General features: G+C 43.4%; 19 protein-coding genes. 3 read left to right on the top strand and 16 right to left on the bottom strand.

Going from position 1 to position 18,717, the window contains the following annotated elements; all coding sequences use genetic code 11:
• Positions 1–239 precede the first annotated feature (239 nt).
• From PAENI_RS25765 to PAENI_RS25740, 6 genes are all read right to left on the bottom strand, one after another.
• On the bottom strand, positions 240–515 hold the full coding sequence (locus PAENI_RS25765; RefSeq protein WP_149647199.1) for a hypothetical protein: 276 nt from the start codon (positions 513–515) through the stop codon (positions 240–242).
• A 10-nt stretch (positions 516–525) separates the two neighbouring features.
• Positions 526–1,221 (bottom strand): ORF6N domain-containing protein, encoded by a 696-nt coding sequence (locus PAENI_RS32310; RefSeq protein ID WP_223179001.1) that lies wholly within the window; start codon positions 1,219–1,221, stop codon positions 526–528.
• A complete protein-coding gene (locus PAENI_RS25755) occupies positions 1,214–1,417 on the bottom strand; it encodes a hypothetical protein (RefSeq protein WP_149647198.1) in 204 nt (67 codons plus the stop codon). Before PAENI_RS25755 ends, PAENI_RS32310 begins: the two co-directional genes overlap by 8 nt.
• Entirely contained in the window at positions 1,414–1,641 is a 228-nt protein-coding gene (locus PAENI_RS25750) for a hypothetical protein (protein ID WP_149647197.1), read from the bottom strand. Before PAENI_RS25750 ends, PAENI_RS25755 begins: the two co-directional genes overlap by 4 nt.
• Before the next feature lie 61 nt (positions 1,642–1,702).
• The gene (locus tag PAENI_RS25745; protein ID WP_223179000.1) at positions 1,703–1,906 is read right to left on the bottom strand and encodes a helix-turn-helix domain-containing protein; all 204 of its coding nucleotides are present in this window, start codon (positions 1,904–1,906) and stop codon (positions 1,703–1,705) included.
• Between the two features lie 2 nt (positions 1,907–1,908).
• Entirely contained in the window at positions 1,909–2,181 is a 273-nt protein-coding gene (locus tag PAENI_RS25740; RefSeq protein ID WP_149647196.1) for a helix-turn-helix transcriptional regulator, read from the bottom strand.
• A 156-nt stretch (positions 2,182–2,337) separates the two neighbouring features.
• Between PAENI_RS25740 and PAENI_RS25735 the strand changes: the two genes are divergently transcribed.
• The 3 genes from PAENI_RS25735 (at position 2,338) to PAENI_RS25725 (ending at position 5,792) form a co-directional block, all read left to right on the top strand.
• Positions 2,338–3,000, top strand: a complete 663-nt coding sequence (locus tag PAENI_RS25735) for a LexA family protein (protein ID WP_149647195.1) — start codon at positions 2,338–2,340, stop codon at positions 2,998–3,000.
• A gap of 31 nt (positions 3,001–3,031) precedes the next feature.
• Positions 3,032–4,234 carry a tyrosine-type recombinase/integrase gene (locus PAENI_RS25730; protein WP_149647194.1) on the top strand — a complete coding sequence of 401 codons (1,203 nt, stop codon included), beginning with the start codon at positions 3,032–3,034 and terminating at the stop codon, positions 4,232–4,234.
• A 205-nt stretch (positions 4,235–4,439) separates the two neighbouring features.
• Positions 4,440–5,792, top strand: coding sequence for an amino acid permease (locus tag PAENI_RS25725; RefSeq protein ID WP_188114689.1), 1,353 nt, complete (start codon positions 4,440–4,442; stop codon positions 5,790–5,792).
• A 101-nt stretch (positions 5,793–5,893) separates the two neighbouring features.
• Here the strand turns inward: PAENI_RS25725 and PAENI_RS25720 are convergent, their stop codons facing one another.
• From PAENI_RS25720 to PAENI_RS25675, 10 genes are all read right to left on the bottom strand, one after another.
• Positions 5,894–6,583: a DUF6273 domain-containing protein gene (locus PAENI_RS25720; RefSeq protein ID WP_149647192.1), complete on the bottom strand. Its 690-nt coding sequence runs from the start codon at positions 6,581–6,583 to the stop codon at positions 5,894–5,896.
• Between the two features lie 100 nt (positions 6,584–6,683).
• Complete coding sequence (locus tag PAENI_RS25715; protein ID WP_076283476.1) at positions 6,684–8,135, bottom strand: nicotinate phosphoribosyltransferase; 1,452 nt, start codon at positions 8,133–8,135, stop codon at positions 6,684–6,686.
• A gap of 52 nt (positions 8,136–8,187) precedes the next feature.
• Complete coding sequence (locus tag PAENI_RS25710) at positions 8,188–8,727, bottom strand: cysteine hydrolase family protein (RefSeq protein ID WP_149647191.1); 540 nt, start codon at positions 8,725–8,727, stop codon at positions 8,188–8,190.
• A 30-nt stretch (positions 8,728–8,757) separates the two neighbouring features.
• A complete protein-coding gene (locus PAENI_RS25705; RefSeq protein ID WP_042128449.1) occupies positions 8,758–9,528 on the bottom strand; it encodes an NUDIX domain-containing protein in 771 nt (256 codons plus the stop codon).
• 165 nt (positions 9,529–9,693) lie between these two features.
• Positions 9,694–10,158: a YlbF/YmcA family competence regulator gene (locus PAENI_RS25700; RefSeq protein WP_410477492.1), complete on the bottom strand. Its 465-nt coding sequence runs from the start codon at positions 10,156–10,158 to the stop codon at positions 9,694–9,696.
• A gap of 13 nt (positions 10,159–10,171) precedes the next feature.
• On the bottom strand, positions 10,172–11,758 hold the full coding sequence (gene miaB / locus PAENI_RS25695) for a tRNA (N6-isopentenyl adenosine(37)-C2)-methylthiotransferase MiaB (protein WP_042188958.1): 1,587 nt from the start codon (positions 11,756–11,758) through the stop codon (positions 10,172–10,174).
• A 402-nt stretch (positions 11,759–12,160) separates the two neighbouring features.
• Positions 12,161–13,381, bottom strand: coding sequence for a VWA domain-containing protein (locus PAENI_RS25690; RefSeq protein ID WP_149647190.1), 1,221 nt, complete (start codon positions 13,379–13,381; stop codon positions 12,161–12,163).
• 2 nt (positions 13,382–13,383) lie between these two features.
• Complete coding sequence (locus tag PAENI_RS25685) at positions 13,384–15,723, bottom strand: DUF5682 family protein (protein ID WP_149647189.1); 2,340 nt, start codon at positions 15,721–15,723, stop codon at positions 13,384–13,386.
• On the bottom strand, positions 15,723–16,817 hold the full coding sequence (locus PAENI_RS25680; RefSeq protein ID WP_149647188.1) for an ATP-binding protein: 1,095 nt from the start codon (positions 16,815–16,817) through the stop codon (positions 15,723–15,725). The genes PAENI_RS25685 and PAENI_RS25680 overlap by 1 nt, the downstream gene beginning before the upstream one ends.
• A 6-nt stretch (positions 16,818–16,823) precedes the next feature.
• Positions 16,824–18,701: a HEAT repeat domain-containing protein gene (locus PAENI_RS25675; protein WP_149647187.1), complete on the bottom strand. Its 1,878-nt coding sequence runs from the start codon at positions 18,699–18,701 to the stop codon at positions 16,824–16,826.
• Positions 18,702–18,717: the final 16 nt, after the last annotated feature.

Below are 18,717 nucleotides of genomic sequence, written 5' to 3'. Positions count from 1 at the left end.
TTCAATGATTCTACACGCATGTCTTTCACGCGCTTTGAATGTAATATTACAGCGCGTTCTTGATCCGTGAACTCCATCCCATAAAGTGCGGGATTAGTATATGAATGATTTCGCAGCACAGATAAAACGGCTGTTAATAGACTATCAGCAATGATAGAGAGCTCACGGCGTTTATAACATGTGTCCCACGTTGGTATTATCCATTTTTTAGTCGCCATTGCATTCGCCCCCAAATCGTGTTAATTTAGAGTTAATATATTTTGTCGTGTAATCGACAGCTCTCCGGCTCCTACCCCGGTGGGCTGTTTTTCATTTAATCGATTATTCCGGAACTCATCCAATGCGATTTCATCCCAAACTTGTAATAATCTATCTTGACACTCACGCCGATATCGAGCAGCGAATAGGTAGATATTTAAATCAATCTCTCCACCCCGTAATAACGCATCGTCCTCAACTGTCTTCCAAAATACAATCTCTTCGCGAAGATCAGCAGCTATCATATGTTTGTTCATAAGGCACCTCCTATTCTTCTCGATGGATCGGAACCCAAGCCGCAACGTAATTCAGAACATCCTGCAGATCATGTCTAAGTACATCTTTATAACTAGGAACATTCCAACGATCTTTTATTTCCTTGTGAAGTTGTCGGAACAATCCAGGACGTGATGGCTTGTCCGGTTCATAACCGCAAACCTTTTTATTAATTGCCCCTTGGAGCCTACGTTGTTGTCCACTATCCAAAGTAATTTGTGACTCAAGCTTGTTCTCTACATCCTCCAAACGTTCGGACATTATTTCTTGTCCAGCGAGTATATTTCGAGTCGCTTGTAATAAGGATTTGAGTGAATTACTTTGCGAAGCTTGTCCACGAAAGTAACTATTTACGAGCTGTCGCTGCACCTTCCAAGCTAATTCATCTGTAAAGGATTTAACTAACATGAGGTATCCAGATTCCGTTATGAGCGTTCCACCTCTTGGGCTCGATATTCCAAAGCGACGAATTTCGTCGGATTGAAACTTTTCTGGTGTGATGTCGTGAAAGTCCGTACCAGATAAGAAACGCTCTCGATTTTCTCTAAAGTTACGGCTAGCAGTTCCTTCTGGACGCCGATGTAAATCGTCAATGTCTTTGAATGTTACTACGCGCTGCCCATCAAACTCTCTAATCTCTAATTCTTTTGTTTGTTGCTGTACACGAATCTGAATGGTGTTATTCATGCTCTATCACTCCTTCTAAAGAGGTTATATACCTTACTTCTAAGTCATCTATGATTCGGAGCATTTCTGGATTATCCTTATGCTGCCGGCGTGCTCGGTCAATGAAGTCCTGCAGCTGCTCTGGTGTGCATCCGCGGTCTAAACAATTTTGGAATAACGCGGCTAAATTAGGATATCTACTTTTCTTACTGTTCATGGTGTAGCTCCTTCAGTTTTTGTATAATAACGTCCATTGACCAGTTTGAATTGATCAACTATATGTTCAAAGTTGCGGCGTAACTCTTCGGCAACCGCCAAGTTTATTTCCCTTTTTGTTGTTATATCTAATTTTTCAGTCTTGATTTTGATTTTCATGAAAACCATCAAGGTCGCCTTCACTTGGGCGGCCTTCTTCTTTTTGAGTGCTTGTCGTCTAAACATTCACTTCCTCCCTTCAGGTATAAAACCTTATGATGTGGTTATGATGGCTGATAGAGGGCTACTACTCCGATGATAGACAGCTCGCCCTCTCTTGTTCTTCAATCCATGCTAATAATGTGGATTTCTGAATACGGCGTACCTTACGTACCTTAATGCTTGGAATATCTCCTTCGTTACACCAACGATAAATGGTGTTACGTGTAACGCCGAGATATTCTGCTACTTCTTCCGGTTTGCAAATTTCAGGTAATTCGTCCTTTTTCAATATCACCCACCACCTTTTGTTGCGAGAAATGCAACATTTAAATCAAAAATTTTTGGAAATACCTCAGATACTGGCATTTTCAATTTATTAGCTATCCTCACAGCCTCCCCTAGCGTAAACTCCCTCGTCCCTCGTTCAGAACGAAGATAGGTTTCAGTGCTTATCCCAACAGCCTCCGCCATATCATTAGCGTTGAATTTTTTTATATTTTTCCGAAGATAAACCAATTCGGCATATTGGGTTGGATTAGCTACTAACTCCTGCTTCTTTCCCATTGATTAGTTCCTCCCTTCGCAATAACAATATACATCTTTGTTGCGTTAAACGCAACTAATTTATGCTATTAATATTTCTCTACTAATAAACACTACAAATTTGTTGCTTATGACGCAATTGTGTTGTATATTAAGCAACATAAGGAGGCAAGAACATTGGAAAAGGATAACTTTCAAGTGGTTTTCGAAAAACTAGTTAAAAATTCATCTTATACAGACGCTGAATTATCCCGTAGATTAAATGTTAATAGGTCAACAATTGGCAGATGGAGACGCGGTGAAATTTCCCCACCCTTATCTAAAATTAAGGAAATAGCTAATATTTTCGGGGTAAGTCCACTCAAATTCATAAGTGATGAAATTCAAGATTTGGAACGTCCCAAAGAAGCAATTTCAATAAAAGGCACATCTGTGCAAGTCCCCCTCTACGGTTCTATAGCAGCTGGAATACCTCTCGAAGCTATACCTATAGAAGAATACATAGAGATTCCTGAGGATATCGGCAACTGGTATCCAGAAGCTTTCTTACTTAGAGTCAATGGAGACAGTATGAACAAAGTTGTTCCTAATGGCGCTTACGCGCTCATTAGTCCATACAATGGTGAGGACGTTGGTAACGGCGATGTCGTAGCTGTGCAAGTGAATGGATATGAGGCTACCCTCAAGCGCTTCTTCAGATTACATAACACTGTCGTCCTTGAGCCTGATAGCTATAATCCGGATCATGTTGCTCAAAACTTTACATCCCCAGAACTGGACAGTCTCAGAATCATGGGTAAATTAGTGTGGTATATGTCTCCGCCGAACGTTAAATATTAATTTCCCGTTCTTGAAAGAGGTGAATATTAAAATGGCCAGAAAAACAAAAGAACCTGTTAAGTACCCAGGGGTTCGCGAAAAAGATGGACGGTTCACTTATCGTTACAGTATTCCAAGTACAGGTAAATCAAGAAGAAAACAAAAGGAAACAAGTAGTTTTCCTACAGCCAAACAAGCATACGAGGCAGGAATTCGGATTAAGGCAGAGCTGCTCAATGGTGTTTACTTCGAAGAAAAGGATATTTTATTTGATGCTTTTGCTGATGAGTGGTTACTTATGTATGCAGCTCCTGGAAAAGTAAAAAATTCTACTGTTGATATTAGGAGATGGGAATTAAAAAAGTGTTCACCATATTTTGGAACTAAAAAAATTGGAGACATCACAAAATTAGATTACCAAAAAATGCTTGATGATCAAAAGAAGAAAGGGGCAGCAAAGAATTCAATCTCCCTCTTAAACACAACTTGTAAGATGCTTTTTAAGAAAGCTGTTGATCTAGGAGTAATTAAAAACGATCCCACAATTGGCTCTGAACTCCCTGCATATACTGAAACTGTTGAAGATTTGGAAAACAAAACTGATCTTCCTCATTATTTAGAGCGCGATGAATTGTCTAAGCTTTTGACCGTTATTAAGATCCAAGGTGAAACGCAGGATTACAACCTCTTCTTTTTATTGGCATATACAGGTATGCGAATCGGTGAATTAGCAGCATTAAAGGCGAAAGACATTAATAAGACTGAGGGCTATATTTCTATAACCAAGACCATTTACATGAAGGGCAAAGCTACTGAATTTTCCTTAAACACGCCTAAGACAAAGTCCTCTCGTCGAGAAATTGATATAACACCGAATGTTTTATCGGTATTGGAAAATCAAATAGCATGGCGCAATGAATTCAAGATGTCTCGGAGAAACGAATACTACGATAAAGATGACTTTGTCTTTGTTAATAATAAAAACTTGCCTGGATACCCTTTGAACATCATTTCATTGGACAGGAGGTTTAAAGAGTATTTGGAACTTGCAAAGTTGCCTTCGAACCTAACGCCTCATAGTTTGCGTCATACTCATGTCTCTTTATTGGCTGAAATTGGAATAGATATCGAGACGATCCAAGAAAGACTAGGCCACAGCAATGCCGCAGTAACAAGACGCATTTACTTACATGTAACAAAAAAAAGGAAAAAAGAGGCGTCAGAAAAGTTCGATATGCTCATGAAAGGTATTTAGGTGTGGGGATTATGTGGGTAAATCATTGATTTTGTCTTATTCTATAAGGAAAATTTATCACATTCTGCATGATAAATATCACACTCCAGTGAAAAGTCGCGTCTCTTCATAAAAATGTGTGTTATTTTTACTTTTCAACTAGTCCGTTTCAGGATAAACTGATGCTTGGTGTAATTTTTCGAAGACAGCTTAGGAGGCATTAATTGTGAAGTCAAACGAAGCATCATTACAGAAGAAATTGCTTCCTCGGCATATCAGCTTTATGGCGATGGGCGGAGTAATCGGTACGGGGATTTTTAAAGGAAGTTCTGAGACCATAAGCATTGCCGGACCTGCGGTTATTCTTACTTATGTATTAGCAGGCCTGCTACTCTTAGTGGTCATGGGGGCAATAGCCGAAATGGCTACGGTGTACCCGAATAGGAATATGAAGGACTTCATACGTGAGGCTTTTGGAGAACGACTCTCCTTTATCGTGGGCTGGTTATATTGCTTCATGTGGTTGACCGTTTGTGTGATTGAAGTGCTGGCAGCAGGCAGCTTCTTGCAATACTGGTTACCGGATGTTCCTTTATGGCTGCTCAGTCTTGCAAGTGGCGCTTTAATTATCGGCATCAACATGATGAGTGTAGGTGGTTATGGAGAAACGGAGTTTTGGTTAGCCGGGATCAAAATCGCAATGATCATCATCTTCATTATCTTAGGAAGCTCATTAATTTTTGGACTGTTGCCTATGTCTGAGGCTACGCCTTACTTACACAACTTTACAGACTATGGTGGATTTCTCCCGAGAGGCTGGGCCCCCATTTTCTCTGCCCTTCTTGTCGTCATGTTCTCCTACGGTGGGTCAGAGTTGATTGGGCTAACCTTGACGGAGACACAGGATGCAGAGAAGGTCTTACCTAAGGTTGTCAAAAGCTTCATTCTGCGCGTTATTCTGTTCTATACCTTGCCGATCCTAATCATCTGTGGATTAATACCCTGGAATCAACTGAATGAGCATACAAGCCCTTTTGTTCAGGTATTAGCCGCAACAGGACTTAAGGGTGCCGATCACATCATGAACTTTATTCTGATTACAGCGGTGCTCTCTGCGGCCAATTCTGGTATTTATGGCGCCACTCGGATGCTGCACTCTATGGCGTCACAGGGCGAAGCACCACGCAGCTTGGCAAAAACCTCTGCAAAAGGTGTACCCATCAACAGTCTGAAGCTCTGTGCCGTTGTTCTTGTTATTGGTTCCTTGTTAGCGTACTTCGCCCAGGATGGATTGTTCCGTTTGCTAATGGCTGTTCCAGGCTTTGTGGTTATTCTCGTATGGATCAGTATTTGTATGTCACAACTTAAACTGAGAAAATCCTATCCAAAAGAACCAACCTTTAAAGTATGGGGGTTCCCTTATATAACCGTTGTTACACTTGTTTGTTTAACTGTTATCGCGGTTTCTTTTCTCTTCGATGTTCAGAACCGTATCAGTATAGGAACATGCCTAGCAGTTCTGTTGATGCTTACGATTTGGTCCTTCGTGAAATTTAAGAAGAAAAACTGTAGTATTTAGCTTGGCTGATGTATCAAAAAGAGGTGTATCCCTTGTTCTTCACATTAGCGAAGAGAGGGACACGCCTCTTTTTAATTATTGCCACTCTAAACCGATTGTCTTTATCGTGGAAGATTAATTACCATAGCGGGACGGACGCCGTCACGGGCTACACTGACATTCGCATAGCTGCGAATACTGTAACTCGGTCCGACAAAAAACGCACGCGAAGGTTTGTTTCCCTGTGTTCGCAGCCACCACCAAGAGCAGCCAACTTCTTCGCCGTCTTTAATTATATAGTTATCTTTATCCGTTTTATCGTAAACGTATAGGCTGCATCCATCATGCTTTTTCATTTTAGCAAATTCCGTGCCAACCGCACGCCGTAGTTCTTTTCCGTGTATCTCTGAGAATGCCTTTATCTCATCAACGCTAAGCAAAAAAACGTTGTCCTCTGTATCTGGGGTACCCTCTCCGTTATCTGAGCAACGGGTCGTCTTTATTAATTCCTTCTCGGCAGCATTGAATGCGCTGTTATAGAATTCATCGTTCAGCCACTCACGCAAATCACAGTCGTGCCACGTAATATCCACGCAATCACGCCATTTAATATCTGCGCTCTTGCCGTGATACCGCTTGCATTCCAAAATGTCCTCGCTCAAAACGAACAGTTCGCCACCTGAGTTATGGAGAACACGCCATTCAATCGGCAGCTCTTTACCATCCTTCGATTGTGAATACGTGCCGAAAGTAATGATTTCGCCTGGCTTAACGTTCCTGTTCGGCGCTAAAGCAAGCTTCCCCTCTTCCATTAAGTTCTCCTCCTTATTTACAAGCCTCTGAAAAAACAAAAAAACGCGGGTATATCACTCTCCCGCGTTAACACTGTTGAAAGAATTAATCCTGCAAAATCTATTCAATATCCGGTCGTATATGCTCAGCGATTAACTGCTGCTTGCTAGTCCAGACCTTTTCACTCAAATTCACCCGATATACTTCGGGATTCAGCTTACGTTGATACTCCGGCCAGAATAGATCCTTTTGCTCCCGATGATAACGTCTAACCTCATTCAAATCCGGCAAAGTATACACTTGGAATCCGTTAACGTATATCGGTTCTAGCATAGGCAATGCCTCGTAACGCTCGACATACTTATGCATGTATGGATGCAGCGGATTAAACAGCTTCAACCGCGCACCGTTACGTGGAGCTTCCTCTTCTGGAAAGCAGATATAATCCGCAAGCGCTTTGCCATTTTTACCGATAATCCGGAATACGTCCTTCTTGCCAGGCGTAGATACTTTCTCAGGATTGGAGGAAATCTTGATCGTCGGGATCATCTCTCCAGTAGCGGACTCAATTTCCACCAGCTTATAGACGCCACCCAGAGAGGGCTGGTCAGAGGCGGTGATTAGTTGTGTACCCACACCCCAAGTATCAATTGCTGCGCCTTGCAGCTTCAGATCCATGATCGTGTTCTCATCCAAATCGTTGGAAGCGACTATCTTCACATAATCCAGGCCAGCATCATCCAACATCTTACGCGCTTGACGGGATAGATAAGCCAAGTCACCGCTATCCAAACGGATACCGACCATTTTTTTACCTTGTGCCTCAAGCTTCTTGGCTGTATTGATTGCGTTAGGCACCCCACTACGGAGTGTATCGAAGGTGTCTACCAATAGCGTAACTTCGTCCGGCATCACCTTAGCATAGGCATCAAAAGCCTCCTGCTCGCTGCCAAAGCTCTGAACCCAGGAATGTGCATGTGTTCCCTTGGTCGGAATACTAAACATTTTGCCTGCCAGCATGTTAGAAGTAGCATCAAAGCCGCCAATATAGGCTGCTCTAGCCCCCCACACCGCTGCATCGGCTTCTTGCGCACGCCGGGTACCGAACTCCAGCAAGATGTCATTCGGAGCCACCTGCTTAATTCGTGAAGCCTTAGTAGCGATCAACGTCTGGTAGTTCATGAAGTTCAGAATGGCTGTCTCCACCAGCTGAGCCTCCATAATTGTCCCTTCCACACGGATTAATGGCTCATCTGGAAAAATCAAAGCGCCTTCTTTCATCGAATGTACAGTTCCCTGAAAATGAAACTGCAACAGTTCCTCCAAAAAAGCGGGGGCATAGTTCTCTTCTTGCTCAGACAAATAACGGATATCATCTTCGGTAAACCGCAAGCCGCCGATATAACCAACAATACGCTCTAAACCTGCGAACACAGCATAGCCGTTACCGAAAGGTAGCTTACGGAAATAAGCCTCAAATACAGCCTTCCGTTTATGAGTTCCATTCACCCAGTGAGCGTACATCATATTGATCTGATATTTATCCGTATGTAGCGCAAGTTCTCTTCTCAAGTCCTCATCTCCTAATATCTACGCTGCTATATGTGTATGTTCTGTTCTAGTATTATACCTTAACAACGTCTGCTCCTAAACTTACCCGGAAATGTTCTAACGCCCAAGTATGTCCATTTGGATTAAAGCTGGCAACTGCATCTTCATGCACAATAATTGCAAACCCTTTGTTATATGCATCCACTGCTGTGTGCAGTACACAAATATCGGTGCAGACCCCAATTAAATGAAGTTCAATAATGCCACGCTCCCGCAGCTTGATTTCCAGATCAGTTCCACTAAAAGCGCTATAACGCGTTTTGTCCATCCAATAGATGGAATCGCGGTTGTGCTCATACACAGATTTCAAACTTCCGAACAACTCACGTCCTTCACTCCCGCGTATATTATGAGGAGGAAAAAGTTTGCTCTCCGGGTGGTAAGAGTCATTCTCTTCATGTAAATCCACGGCCATAACGACATAATCGCCACTTTGGACAAACTCCGACGTTAGCTGGCTGATTCTAGGCTCGATATCTACGGCTGGCTGGCCAACCGGCAGATTTCCGTTAACAAAATCATTCGTAAAGTCGATCACTATAAGTGCTCTCATGAGATTAATCCCCTCTCCTGATTTAAGCCACTACGTGTAGATGGATAACAAAGGCTCATGATCTGTGAACATATAGAGCTGAGCGGGACGCTGGGAGTATTGATTTGAACTAAGCGCATTTCCCTCTTCATCTCTTACTTCTTTTAATATACCCTGACGACTACGTGTTGAAGTGATTTTACGAATAAAATTCGGTTCCTTAAATTCCGGCACTACCGTTTGAATGACTTGATAGAGCTCACTAAGGGTAAAATGTCTAGGTAAAAACTGTCTTGCGATCGTAGTCTGGAGCATTTGTTGTTGAATACGCAAATATGCATCCTTGATGATATCATGGTGGTCAAAAGCGAGCTCCAGCTCTTCAAGTGCTTCCTGCAATGTAAATAAACCTACCTCGCCAGCATCATCCGAAGCTTGTCTTTGCTCCAACATCCATTCTTCTACAAGGGCAAAAAAAGCATGACTGATAATCCATCCGCGAGGGTCGCGACCTGGTGTACTGTAAACGCCTAGATATTCCAAATGACCACCATCTACACCAGTCTCTTCTTTAAGTTCACGGGTAGCGGCAGCATAAATGGACTCATCCTCCTGACAGAATCCGCCTGGGAGAGCCCACATTCCAGCACATGGCCATTTCTTCCGTCTAATTAACATTACCTTAAGCTCACGTAAGGGAAGCGTCTTCGTGACTGTTTTACGTTCGCGTTTGGTTAGTGTAAACATTACGATGTCGGCCGGAACTCCATCCGGTGTACGATATTTTTTGGCGTTATAGGTTTGTTCCCCATTTTCGCTCATATTTGCCCCATCCTTTTCCGAAGCTATAATTTTACTAATTCGTATCTTTAAATGTACCAAACCTTCACTTCTAAAATCAACAACTGGACTTAGAAAGATAAGGATTATGTATAATGTAAAACTTAAAGGGGCGGATCTGCATCCGCCCCCTAAACTGAGTGTGGGTTATCCGCATGTGGTCGGAGGCGCTTCAGTGCCGGCTTCCACATTTATTTTTTCTGAAACGGTATCTCTAATCACGGAAATGACAAGCTGGAGTAAATAATTGATGTCACTTTGGCTCTGCTGAAATTCGTTCACAACCGGAATGCCGTCAATTTCATCCTGCAACACTTCAATTTCACGCTCGATCTTAGCTACCATATCTTTATTATTAAAGCTTTCGAAGGCAACAATTTCCTTCTGCTTTTTCTTAATCGTTGCAATCAGGCCTTGTACCCGCTCATGGTTCAGGATTTTTTGCTCAGCCTGCTGAAAATGCTTTACTTCTTCACTTGTCGAGATCAACGAAGCTAGTTCTTTAGCTTTACCCATAATATCCTCGCGTACAATTAAGTCACGGGTATTATAAGTCTTCATTCCATATTTATTCAAACGTTGTTCCTCTGTACTCACAAGCCATCTCCCCATTCGTATGTGATAATTAATGAACAGCTGCAGCTTCTGCCACAATATCCCCTTTGATGTACCATGTTTTGGTATCTGTAATTCTCACTTTTACAAATGTGCCAATAAGCTCCTTCGAACCTTCAAAATGGACCAGCTTGTTCGCACGGGAACGGCCAGAAAGGACTTCCGAGTTATTCTTACTCTCGCCTTCTACCAGTACCTCGACGACTTCACCTAACATACGGTCATTAATGATCCGGCTATTCTCTTTAATGAGATCATTGAGTCTTTGCAGACGTTCGCTCTTCACTGACATCGGTACATTGTCCTCCATAGCAGCTGCAGGGGTACCTTCACGAGGTGAATAAATGAACGTATATGCCATATCATACCCAACCTCGCGCACTAGCGAAAGAGTATCTTCGAATTGCTCATCCGTCTCACCAGGGAAACCAACGATAATATCGGTACTTAATACCGCATTAGGCACACTTATCTTGATCTTACGAACTAACTCCAGATAAGCTTCACGAGTATATTTGCGACTCATTTTCTTAAGTACGGCAGTACTTCCCGATTGAACCGGTAGATGGATATGCTCCACCAGGTTGCCGCCTTTGCCGAGTACTTCAATCAATTTATCGTCAAAATCACGTGGATGCGATGTCATGAAGCGGATGCGCGGGATATCAATTAAACGCATATCATCCATTAGGTCACCAAAGGTGTAATCGATGTCTGTAAAATCCTTACCGTATGCGTTTACGTTCTGCCCCAGCAAAGTCACTTCCTTGAATCCTTGACGCGCGAGCTCTCTTACTTCAGCAATGACGTCCTCTGGACGGCGGCTGCGTTCTTTCCCTCGTGTAAAAGGTACGATACAGTACGTACAGAACTTATCACAGCCATACATAATGTTTACCCAAGCCCGCATGCCTTCACGTTTTTTCGGTAAGTTCTCAATAATATCGCCCTCTTTAGACCATACCTCCACCACAAGCTCTTTACTGAATACAGCTTCTTTAATGAGGTGTGGCAGACGGTGAATATTATGCGTACCGAAGATCATATCCACGAATCCATGCTTAGACATAATTCGATTAACTACGCCTTCCTCCTGCGACATGCAGCCACACACGCCCAGCAAAAGACCTGGCTTCTCAATCTTCAAGTTTTTAAGGTGACCAAGCTCTCCAAACACCTTATCCTCGGCATTCTCGCGAATCGCACAAGTATTGAGCAGAATGAGATCCGCATGATTCCGATCATCGACGCTTTTGTAGCCCATCTGTTCCAACAGGCCCTTCATCGTTTCCGTGTCATGCTCATTCATTTGGCAGCCATAAGTCGTTATATGATAATATTTGTCTACTCCGAAATTCTGCATCTCTTCAGGAATCTCGAAATCATAATGCACTTCTATTTCTTCCTTGCCACGCCGTTTTCCTTCTTTATAATCAGGCTGGCTATTAATTTGAACGTTTCTTCCTTTAATCCGATAAGTAATCTTACCTTCTTCTTCACTAATTACCTTCGCATCGCTAAAATCAAAATATTTCGAATAATCTTTCGAACCCTTGCCGGATTTTAAGTCCGGTGAGTTATGGTTCCCCTTAGTCATGCTGTTTTCACGTCCTCTATCTAAAATGTAGCTTATTGTTGTTTTAACCTAATATAAAATTATAGCACATTCTATAACATTACATCCATCTTAGATGTCAATTCCAATATGCACTGATTTAGGCTTATCAAGCAAAAACTTAACTTGCGTATTTTTTTGAAAAATCAGGTCTATTTTACCACAGCGTGAGAGCAGAGCATACTCCAAAAGAAAATTTTAATAGGTCAGGATAATAGCTCTTCTAAAGACTTCCATAAAAAAATACCCTGCCGACGAGCGACAGGGCCAAATTATATTGTATAAAGGGGGGTATGATATTTATATACGCCACAAAAACTGTAATGAATCACAGTTCTTGTCTGAATATCGCTTTTAATGAAACTTGTAATAGCACGACTCTTGTTAAATCCCTTTTGTACCAAGTTTCTTTGCTAATTCAGTAAGATCCTGTCCTTTTAGTGCACCTTCTACTAACTGTGGCAGCAGTGCAGGTGTACACGCAAAACAGGGCGTTCCATCGCGAGTCAAAGATCTCGCCACATGCTCATCATAGAAAGGTTTGCCTTCATCAGATAAAGCCAGCAAGCACATCGTTCTAACTCCAGATTCCTTCAGATGACGCATACGACGGATTAAGCCTGCCTGGTTCCCACCTTCATAAAGATCCGAAATAACGATAAATAAGGTCTTCTTCGGTTGATCAATAAACTGTTCGCAATAAGCAACAGACTTTTGTATATCTGTACCGCCACCTAACTGAATCCCGAATAACATGTCAACAGGATCGTTCGCACATTGCTCTGTCAGATCAACGACCTCTGTATCAAATACAACTACTCGGGTACTAAGCGATGGGATGCTTGCAAAAATAGAACCAACTACTGAAGCCCAAATAATTGATTCTGCCATAGAACCACTCTGATCGATATCCACAATGACTGTCCATTCCTTACTGCGTCTTGCCCGATCATAAAAGTAGAATCTCTCAGGGATAATCTGTTGTCGCTCTGCATCATAATGCTTCAGATTGCGTTTTATCGTCCGTGTCCAGTCTATACCACTAAGTGACGGTAATGGAGAATGCTCTCTGCGATTCAGTGCACCCGTCACCGCCCGACGCAGATCTTCCTCCATACGCTTTACAAGATCATCCACAACCGCCTTCACTAACAGGCGAGCCGTATCTTTTGTCTTCTCAGGAATTTTCCCTTTTAGCGAAAGTAGTGTACCTACTAGCTGTATATCAGGCTTCACTGTTGCCAGAACTTCCGGCTCAAACAATAATTGCTTCCAGCCCTTCCGCTCCATCGCATCATGTTGAATAACCGATACGATATCCTCTGGGAAGAAATTGCGAACATCTCCTAACCATTTTGCCAACCGGGGTGCAGATTTACCTGATCCCGCTCCTCTTTGTCCCGTAGCCGAAGAGTTAGCAGCACCACTATTTACGATATCGCTCGTCTCATCATAGATAGCAGTCAGTGCTTGGTCCATGATGAGTTCATCTTCAGACAGGTGAATACTTGCGTTTCCGCTAGAAACCGTCAATTGCTCTTCTGCAGACTGACCAAGAATAAGGCGCCACCGAGCTACAACACTTAAATCCACGGATGTACTCATCGTCATATATCTCCAAAGTCAAATTCATTCAAATCCTCAATCATCTTCGCTTCGGCCTCCTTCAGCTCACCCGTCAGAATCTCAGCAGCCTGCTCGGTGTTCACACCCCACAACTCCCCTAGAAGCTCGGCAATCATCGTCTTTTCTCTTCGTTCAAAGGTGCTGAAAGCACGCCGTAAAAACACTAATGCACGTACAAATTCTTCATCATCTAATGAATTAATATACTCATTCAATTGTTCCCACAGACTTAATCGAGACAACAGTACATATCGATTACGCATAGACATCCCTTCGAACCAGCCTGCTCCAAGTTCTGCGGGTATACCTGGCGACAGGCGCCTCGATACTTCTTCTGAACATTGCTGTGCAGTCATCGCATTACGCTCCAATAAAATGGAACACGCCACTCCAGATAAACGCGGATTGCAGTCATCCCTCTCTGACAAGTGTTTCAGCTCTTGTATCCACAACAGCTCATCTAATTCCTCACTATGCGCAATAGCTGCCTGATTCAGTATGTTCATAGCTTTAAGCATCTCACCTGAAGCCTCATCGTTACATTGGCTCGCATCCAGCAAGAACAGACAGGCTCGTCTGAACAGTTGTTCAAGCAACGGAATGAGCGGTTTGGTATCGATCCGTCGAACATCGCCATATTGAATCAGAAGAGATAACTCATGAATGGAAGCAGCAATCTGCACCACATCTCGAGTATCAACAGCTAGACGCTGAAGCGTCTGCCGTCCTGCCTCCATCTGGTGTATCATTCCACACTCATAAGCTGTTCGAATAAGTGCTGACGCCTCCGCAATGGTACTGCTGCCATCTAATTTTTGTTGCAATACATAAGCTGAAGCAATCTCAATTGTTTCCCCAAGTAGCGTAGATTCAACGACCTGGATCTCAACTTCAGGAGACCACTTCATTACCCAATGCTCTGCCCACGTTGCGCTAGTCTGACCACTTGCTCTTATGTTCACTAGATCGATCCCAAGTAATCTGAGCCTATGAAAAAGAAAGGAACGATTTAAGTCTAAATAAGCAGCTTCCTCAGAAGACACTCTTCGGTTCTCTCGGAGATCTAGTTCAAGATCATTTGCAACTGGGGTCTTATATTTCTCAAGCTTCAAGCGCTTTAATTGCCGATTCAGATCATCTTGAATCGGCGTCTGACTGATCCCCTCTGCCAGCTCACCAATAGCAGTACCGATATCTGTACGAGCAAGCGCTTCAGCGATCACACTAAGCTCTCCACGCCCCAGTAAAGTCAGCGCAGCATCTCTTAGATCTCTTAACGTCGGAGCACTTCCACCGTGAAGGGCAGCTAATGATTCAGCTAAGCGAACGGCTTCGATAATTTCCGCTGTGGAACGGTGTGTCCCTGTATTGCGCAAGTATCTGGCTACGGTAGACAGATAATGATTCGGCAAGTCTTCAAGTGAGCCATTCATCATACGTTCCCACATCATTTGATAATAATGAGGAGCGAGGTTACCTGCTCCATAGCCAGACAAAGAAGATAACTTATAGTACGTGTAGGGCATAAGTGTTAGCTTCGAATTTAGAGAAGGAAGAGCATCTATCTCCTCATCTGACATACCAGATGCCAGATCAGCAAGCGCCGCTGCATGGTATGCTCCACATACAACAACGATCTTATTTGGTTGATGGCCAGCAGCGATTGTATCCTGAATCTGACGACGCATATAAGCTTCACGTATCGTATTGTGTGCATATTCTATTACGTTGTTATGTCTCTCATTTTCTTCAGAAATCTGACGCATTTGGGATGAGAAAGAAATAATTGCTTCCTGATATGCACCCTTGCTAGTGTTGTGTTCGAAATTGCGCTCCCAATACATATCATAATCAAGCTCACCAGCCAGCTCAGCTACTCTATCATGTAGAGATGCTTCTTCAGGAGCCTTCTCAACTGTATTGTTAACTTCAGATTCATCGCTCTGTTCAACAGAATCTCTACTTTTGGTTCGTATATCCTGTAACGCGATGACCACTGATGAAGGTAAATCTATAAAAGCTGTATAAGCCCCTTGCTGCTCCGCCCATCTCATCGCTTGATATTCGGGGGAATATAGCGCAAGCGGCCATAGGGCTGTACGCACAGGAACTTCCTCCGTAAAAGCTAGAATGGCAATAGGAGGTTTGGTTGTTATGTTGATGACATGGCGAATCTCAGGTGTGGCATCCGATGGACCCTCAATTAACACAGCTGTGGGCTCTATTTCATGAAGGAAGCTCAATAGATGCTGCGCACCACCAGGAGACAAATGCCGCACCCCAAAAATATGCACGCCTGCTCCAGTAGTTTCGCTCTCCACTAGTTCATCTCCTTACAAGCCGTATATAACCCCCGCCAATCTGCGCCACGTTTCTTCATAATATTGTCGAGATACTCTCTCCAGACAAGTTGATCCTTATCATCATCTTTCACAATGGCACCTTGCAGCCCTGCGGCCAGATCTTCGTCCGTCAGTTCTCCATTACCGAAGCTTGCGGCCAGCGCCATACTATTCGTTAAGAGCGAGATCGCTTCAGCTGTGGAAATCACACCTGCTGGAGACTTCACCTTCTCCTTCTTATCCAATGTCATCCCGCTACGCAACTCACGGAAGATGGTCACGACCTTATGTAAAGCTTCATCTGCAGGGAGCGCCGCTTGCAAATCGTAGGAAGAGGCAATTTCACGAACCCGTTTCTTCACAATCTCAACTTCAGTATACAAATCCGCAGGGGCTGGAAGGACGATGATATTAAACCGTCGCTTCAAGGCAGTTGACATGTCATTTACACCACGGTCTCTCGTATTAGCTGTTGCAATGATCGAGAAGCCTTTGCGCGCACTCATCTCCTTACCTAGCTCAGGAACGGATATCGTCTTCTCCGATAAGATGGATATCAACGCATCCTGTACCTCAGATGCACAACGAGATATCTCCTCAAAACGTGCAATGCCCCCATCCTCCATCGCTCGCATAATGGGGCTCTTCACTAGCGCTTCCGCCGTAGGGCCTTGTGCAAGCAGCATTGCGTAGTTCCACGAATAGCGCACCTGCTCTTCACTCGTACCCGCAGTACCTTGTACGACAAGTCCTGATTGTCCATATATAGCAGCTGATAAATTCTCAGATAACCATGACTTTGCTGTACCCGGCTCACCGATTAACAGCAGCGCACGATCAGTTACCAGCGTGGCTATCGCCATCTCTATTAATCGCTTGTTACCAATGTACTTAGGTGTAATCTCGGTACTCCCTGCTTTACCGCCAACGATAAACTTCAGTACAGATTGGGGCGACATCTGCCATCCTGCTGGAACCTTACCTGTGTCCGCTTTACGAAGCGCTTCCAACTCATGCTCATACAATCTTTCTGCTGGAAGCCTCATAATATCTTGTAATAGTTCTTGACTCATCGTTAGCTACACCTCTTCTATTGGGTTTGATGGTCCTTGCATGAGACGAATGACATACTCAAGTTGTTCTTCTGCAACCTCACTAAATCGAGGTAGAACAGTTATTATTCGACTCGCAAAACTCGCTGGAAGCTGACATAGCTGTTCAAACGTATACGGTTCAATTAATCGACATTCTGTATTTCTATCATCTTCCAAAGCCACTAGGAGAGCTTCTTGCAAGCGTTGTTTACCTATCCCTGTACGTGCTAAGCCCATCAAGAGAATATTGGAAAACCGATGTCGGAATTCAGGATTATCGGTCAATTTACGAAGCAAATACTGCATTGCTTCGGCATGTCCCGGCCTTGCAAAGGCACTTACCAGTTCGTATTGATCCAGCTCTATAAAAGCGTCAAGCCACCGTGAATCCCATTGAACAGCCAGTACCTCGGGCGGCTGCATTTCGACCTTATACATATATTGAATCAGGTCTACAGGTGAATTCCAAACTGCATCATAAGTTCCATGATATCTTTGAACTACAACTTCAGATATGGTGCGTAGCAGTTGCTGCGCCATTGAAGAAGCATGGCTAGTTGAAGATGGCGCATAATGCTTTAGAACTTCAACATATTGTTCATACACACGCTCTGGTGACAAGTAGAGATACGCATCTTTAAAAACATCATTCACATATCTTCTATTGTTTCTATAGTAGACAAGATCACGCTCAAGTGTTTGCTGTAATATACGTCTTGCTTCGATAGAATCTATCTGTCTAAAATAGGAGTTTGCTTCCTCGATCAATGAATTCCACTTTAGCTGATTCATATATAATGGATACTGCTCGAGAACATTAAAATATAGTTTCTCTAGTTCAGGACTGCGTTTGTAAGATAAAACCCGAAGATACTGGACTACCTTATTCCATAATCCGTCTTTTTTCTTCGTATCGCCCATAATCTCTGAGACGGTTTGAAGCATATCTGATAACTCTACAACAAGTCGTTTTGTGAGCTCTTGGGCTTGACACTGTCTCAATGCAGGAACTACAAGTTCACTATCTTTTCCCGTAAATGCCTCATGCAGCCGATTCACCGCATTTGCAGAGTCGCTCTTAGCCAGCGCATTATAGGCAGCTTCGCGAATCTTTTTCTTCTTATCTGTACTCCAAGCCAGTAATTCAATTTCATATTGTCCCTGACCTGCGAGCAGAGAAATAGCCATGGCCCGAACATCTTCTGATCCTGAATCTGCAGCTTTATAGATCAGATCCTGAACGCTATCACCACCTAATACTGCGATCACGTACAGCTTTCTCGTCTCTACTATTCCTCCAGCAGGATCAAATTGATCGATAAGGATCGGAATAATCTGAGGCCCATAAGCTGGCAGGATCTGCTTCATCACAAGCTCGGCGATCTCAACATATGGATCTTGGAGAGCTGCTAACGCGGGATGAAACATTCGAAGATCTTTAAACAATCCTGTCTCAAAAGCTTCCTTGATAATCTCATATCGTCCTCCCCCACGAGTCTTTAATGCCGTCTGTACCGCTGACAGCTTACGATATGAGAACTGAGTAGGCAATCTCACCGGATGGACTTCCACCTCAAGCAGTTCACCATCAGGCGAAGTCGCCCCCTGTGTATATAGCACCGAGCTAAGCAGCACGCTGAGCTCCTGTAGGTTCTGAGCAGAGGAAGATCCCTCGGAATGATCTGGTTCAATGACCGCAACGATTCCCTCTCCTAACCTTTTGAATATGGGCGCACGTTCACCTAACTGTTGAAACTGTGGCAATAGCCGCTTTAAGCGGAAATCCTCAGCAGCGAGCTCACTTCCAGCTATATACAGCCGGTTTACTTCTTGATGAAGCTCTTGTAGTAAAGCTGTACTCATGGATATTCCTCCCAAA

The organism is Paenibacillus sp. B2(2019) (genome assembly GCF_008370385.1).
In the GTDB taxonomy this organism is placed as follows: Bacteria; Bacillota; Bacilli; order Paenibacillales; family Paenibacillaceae; genus Paenibacillus_AQ.
Note: the sequence above shows the minus strand (reverse complement) of the source record. Positions and strands in the feature narration are given on the sequence as shown.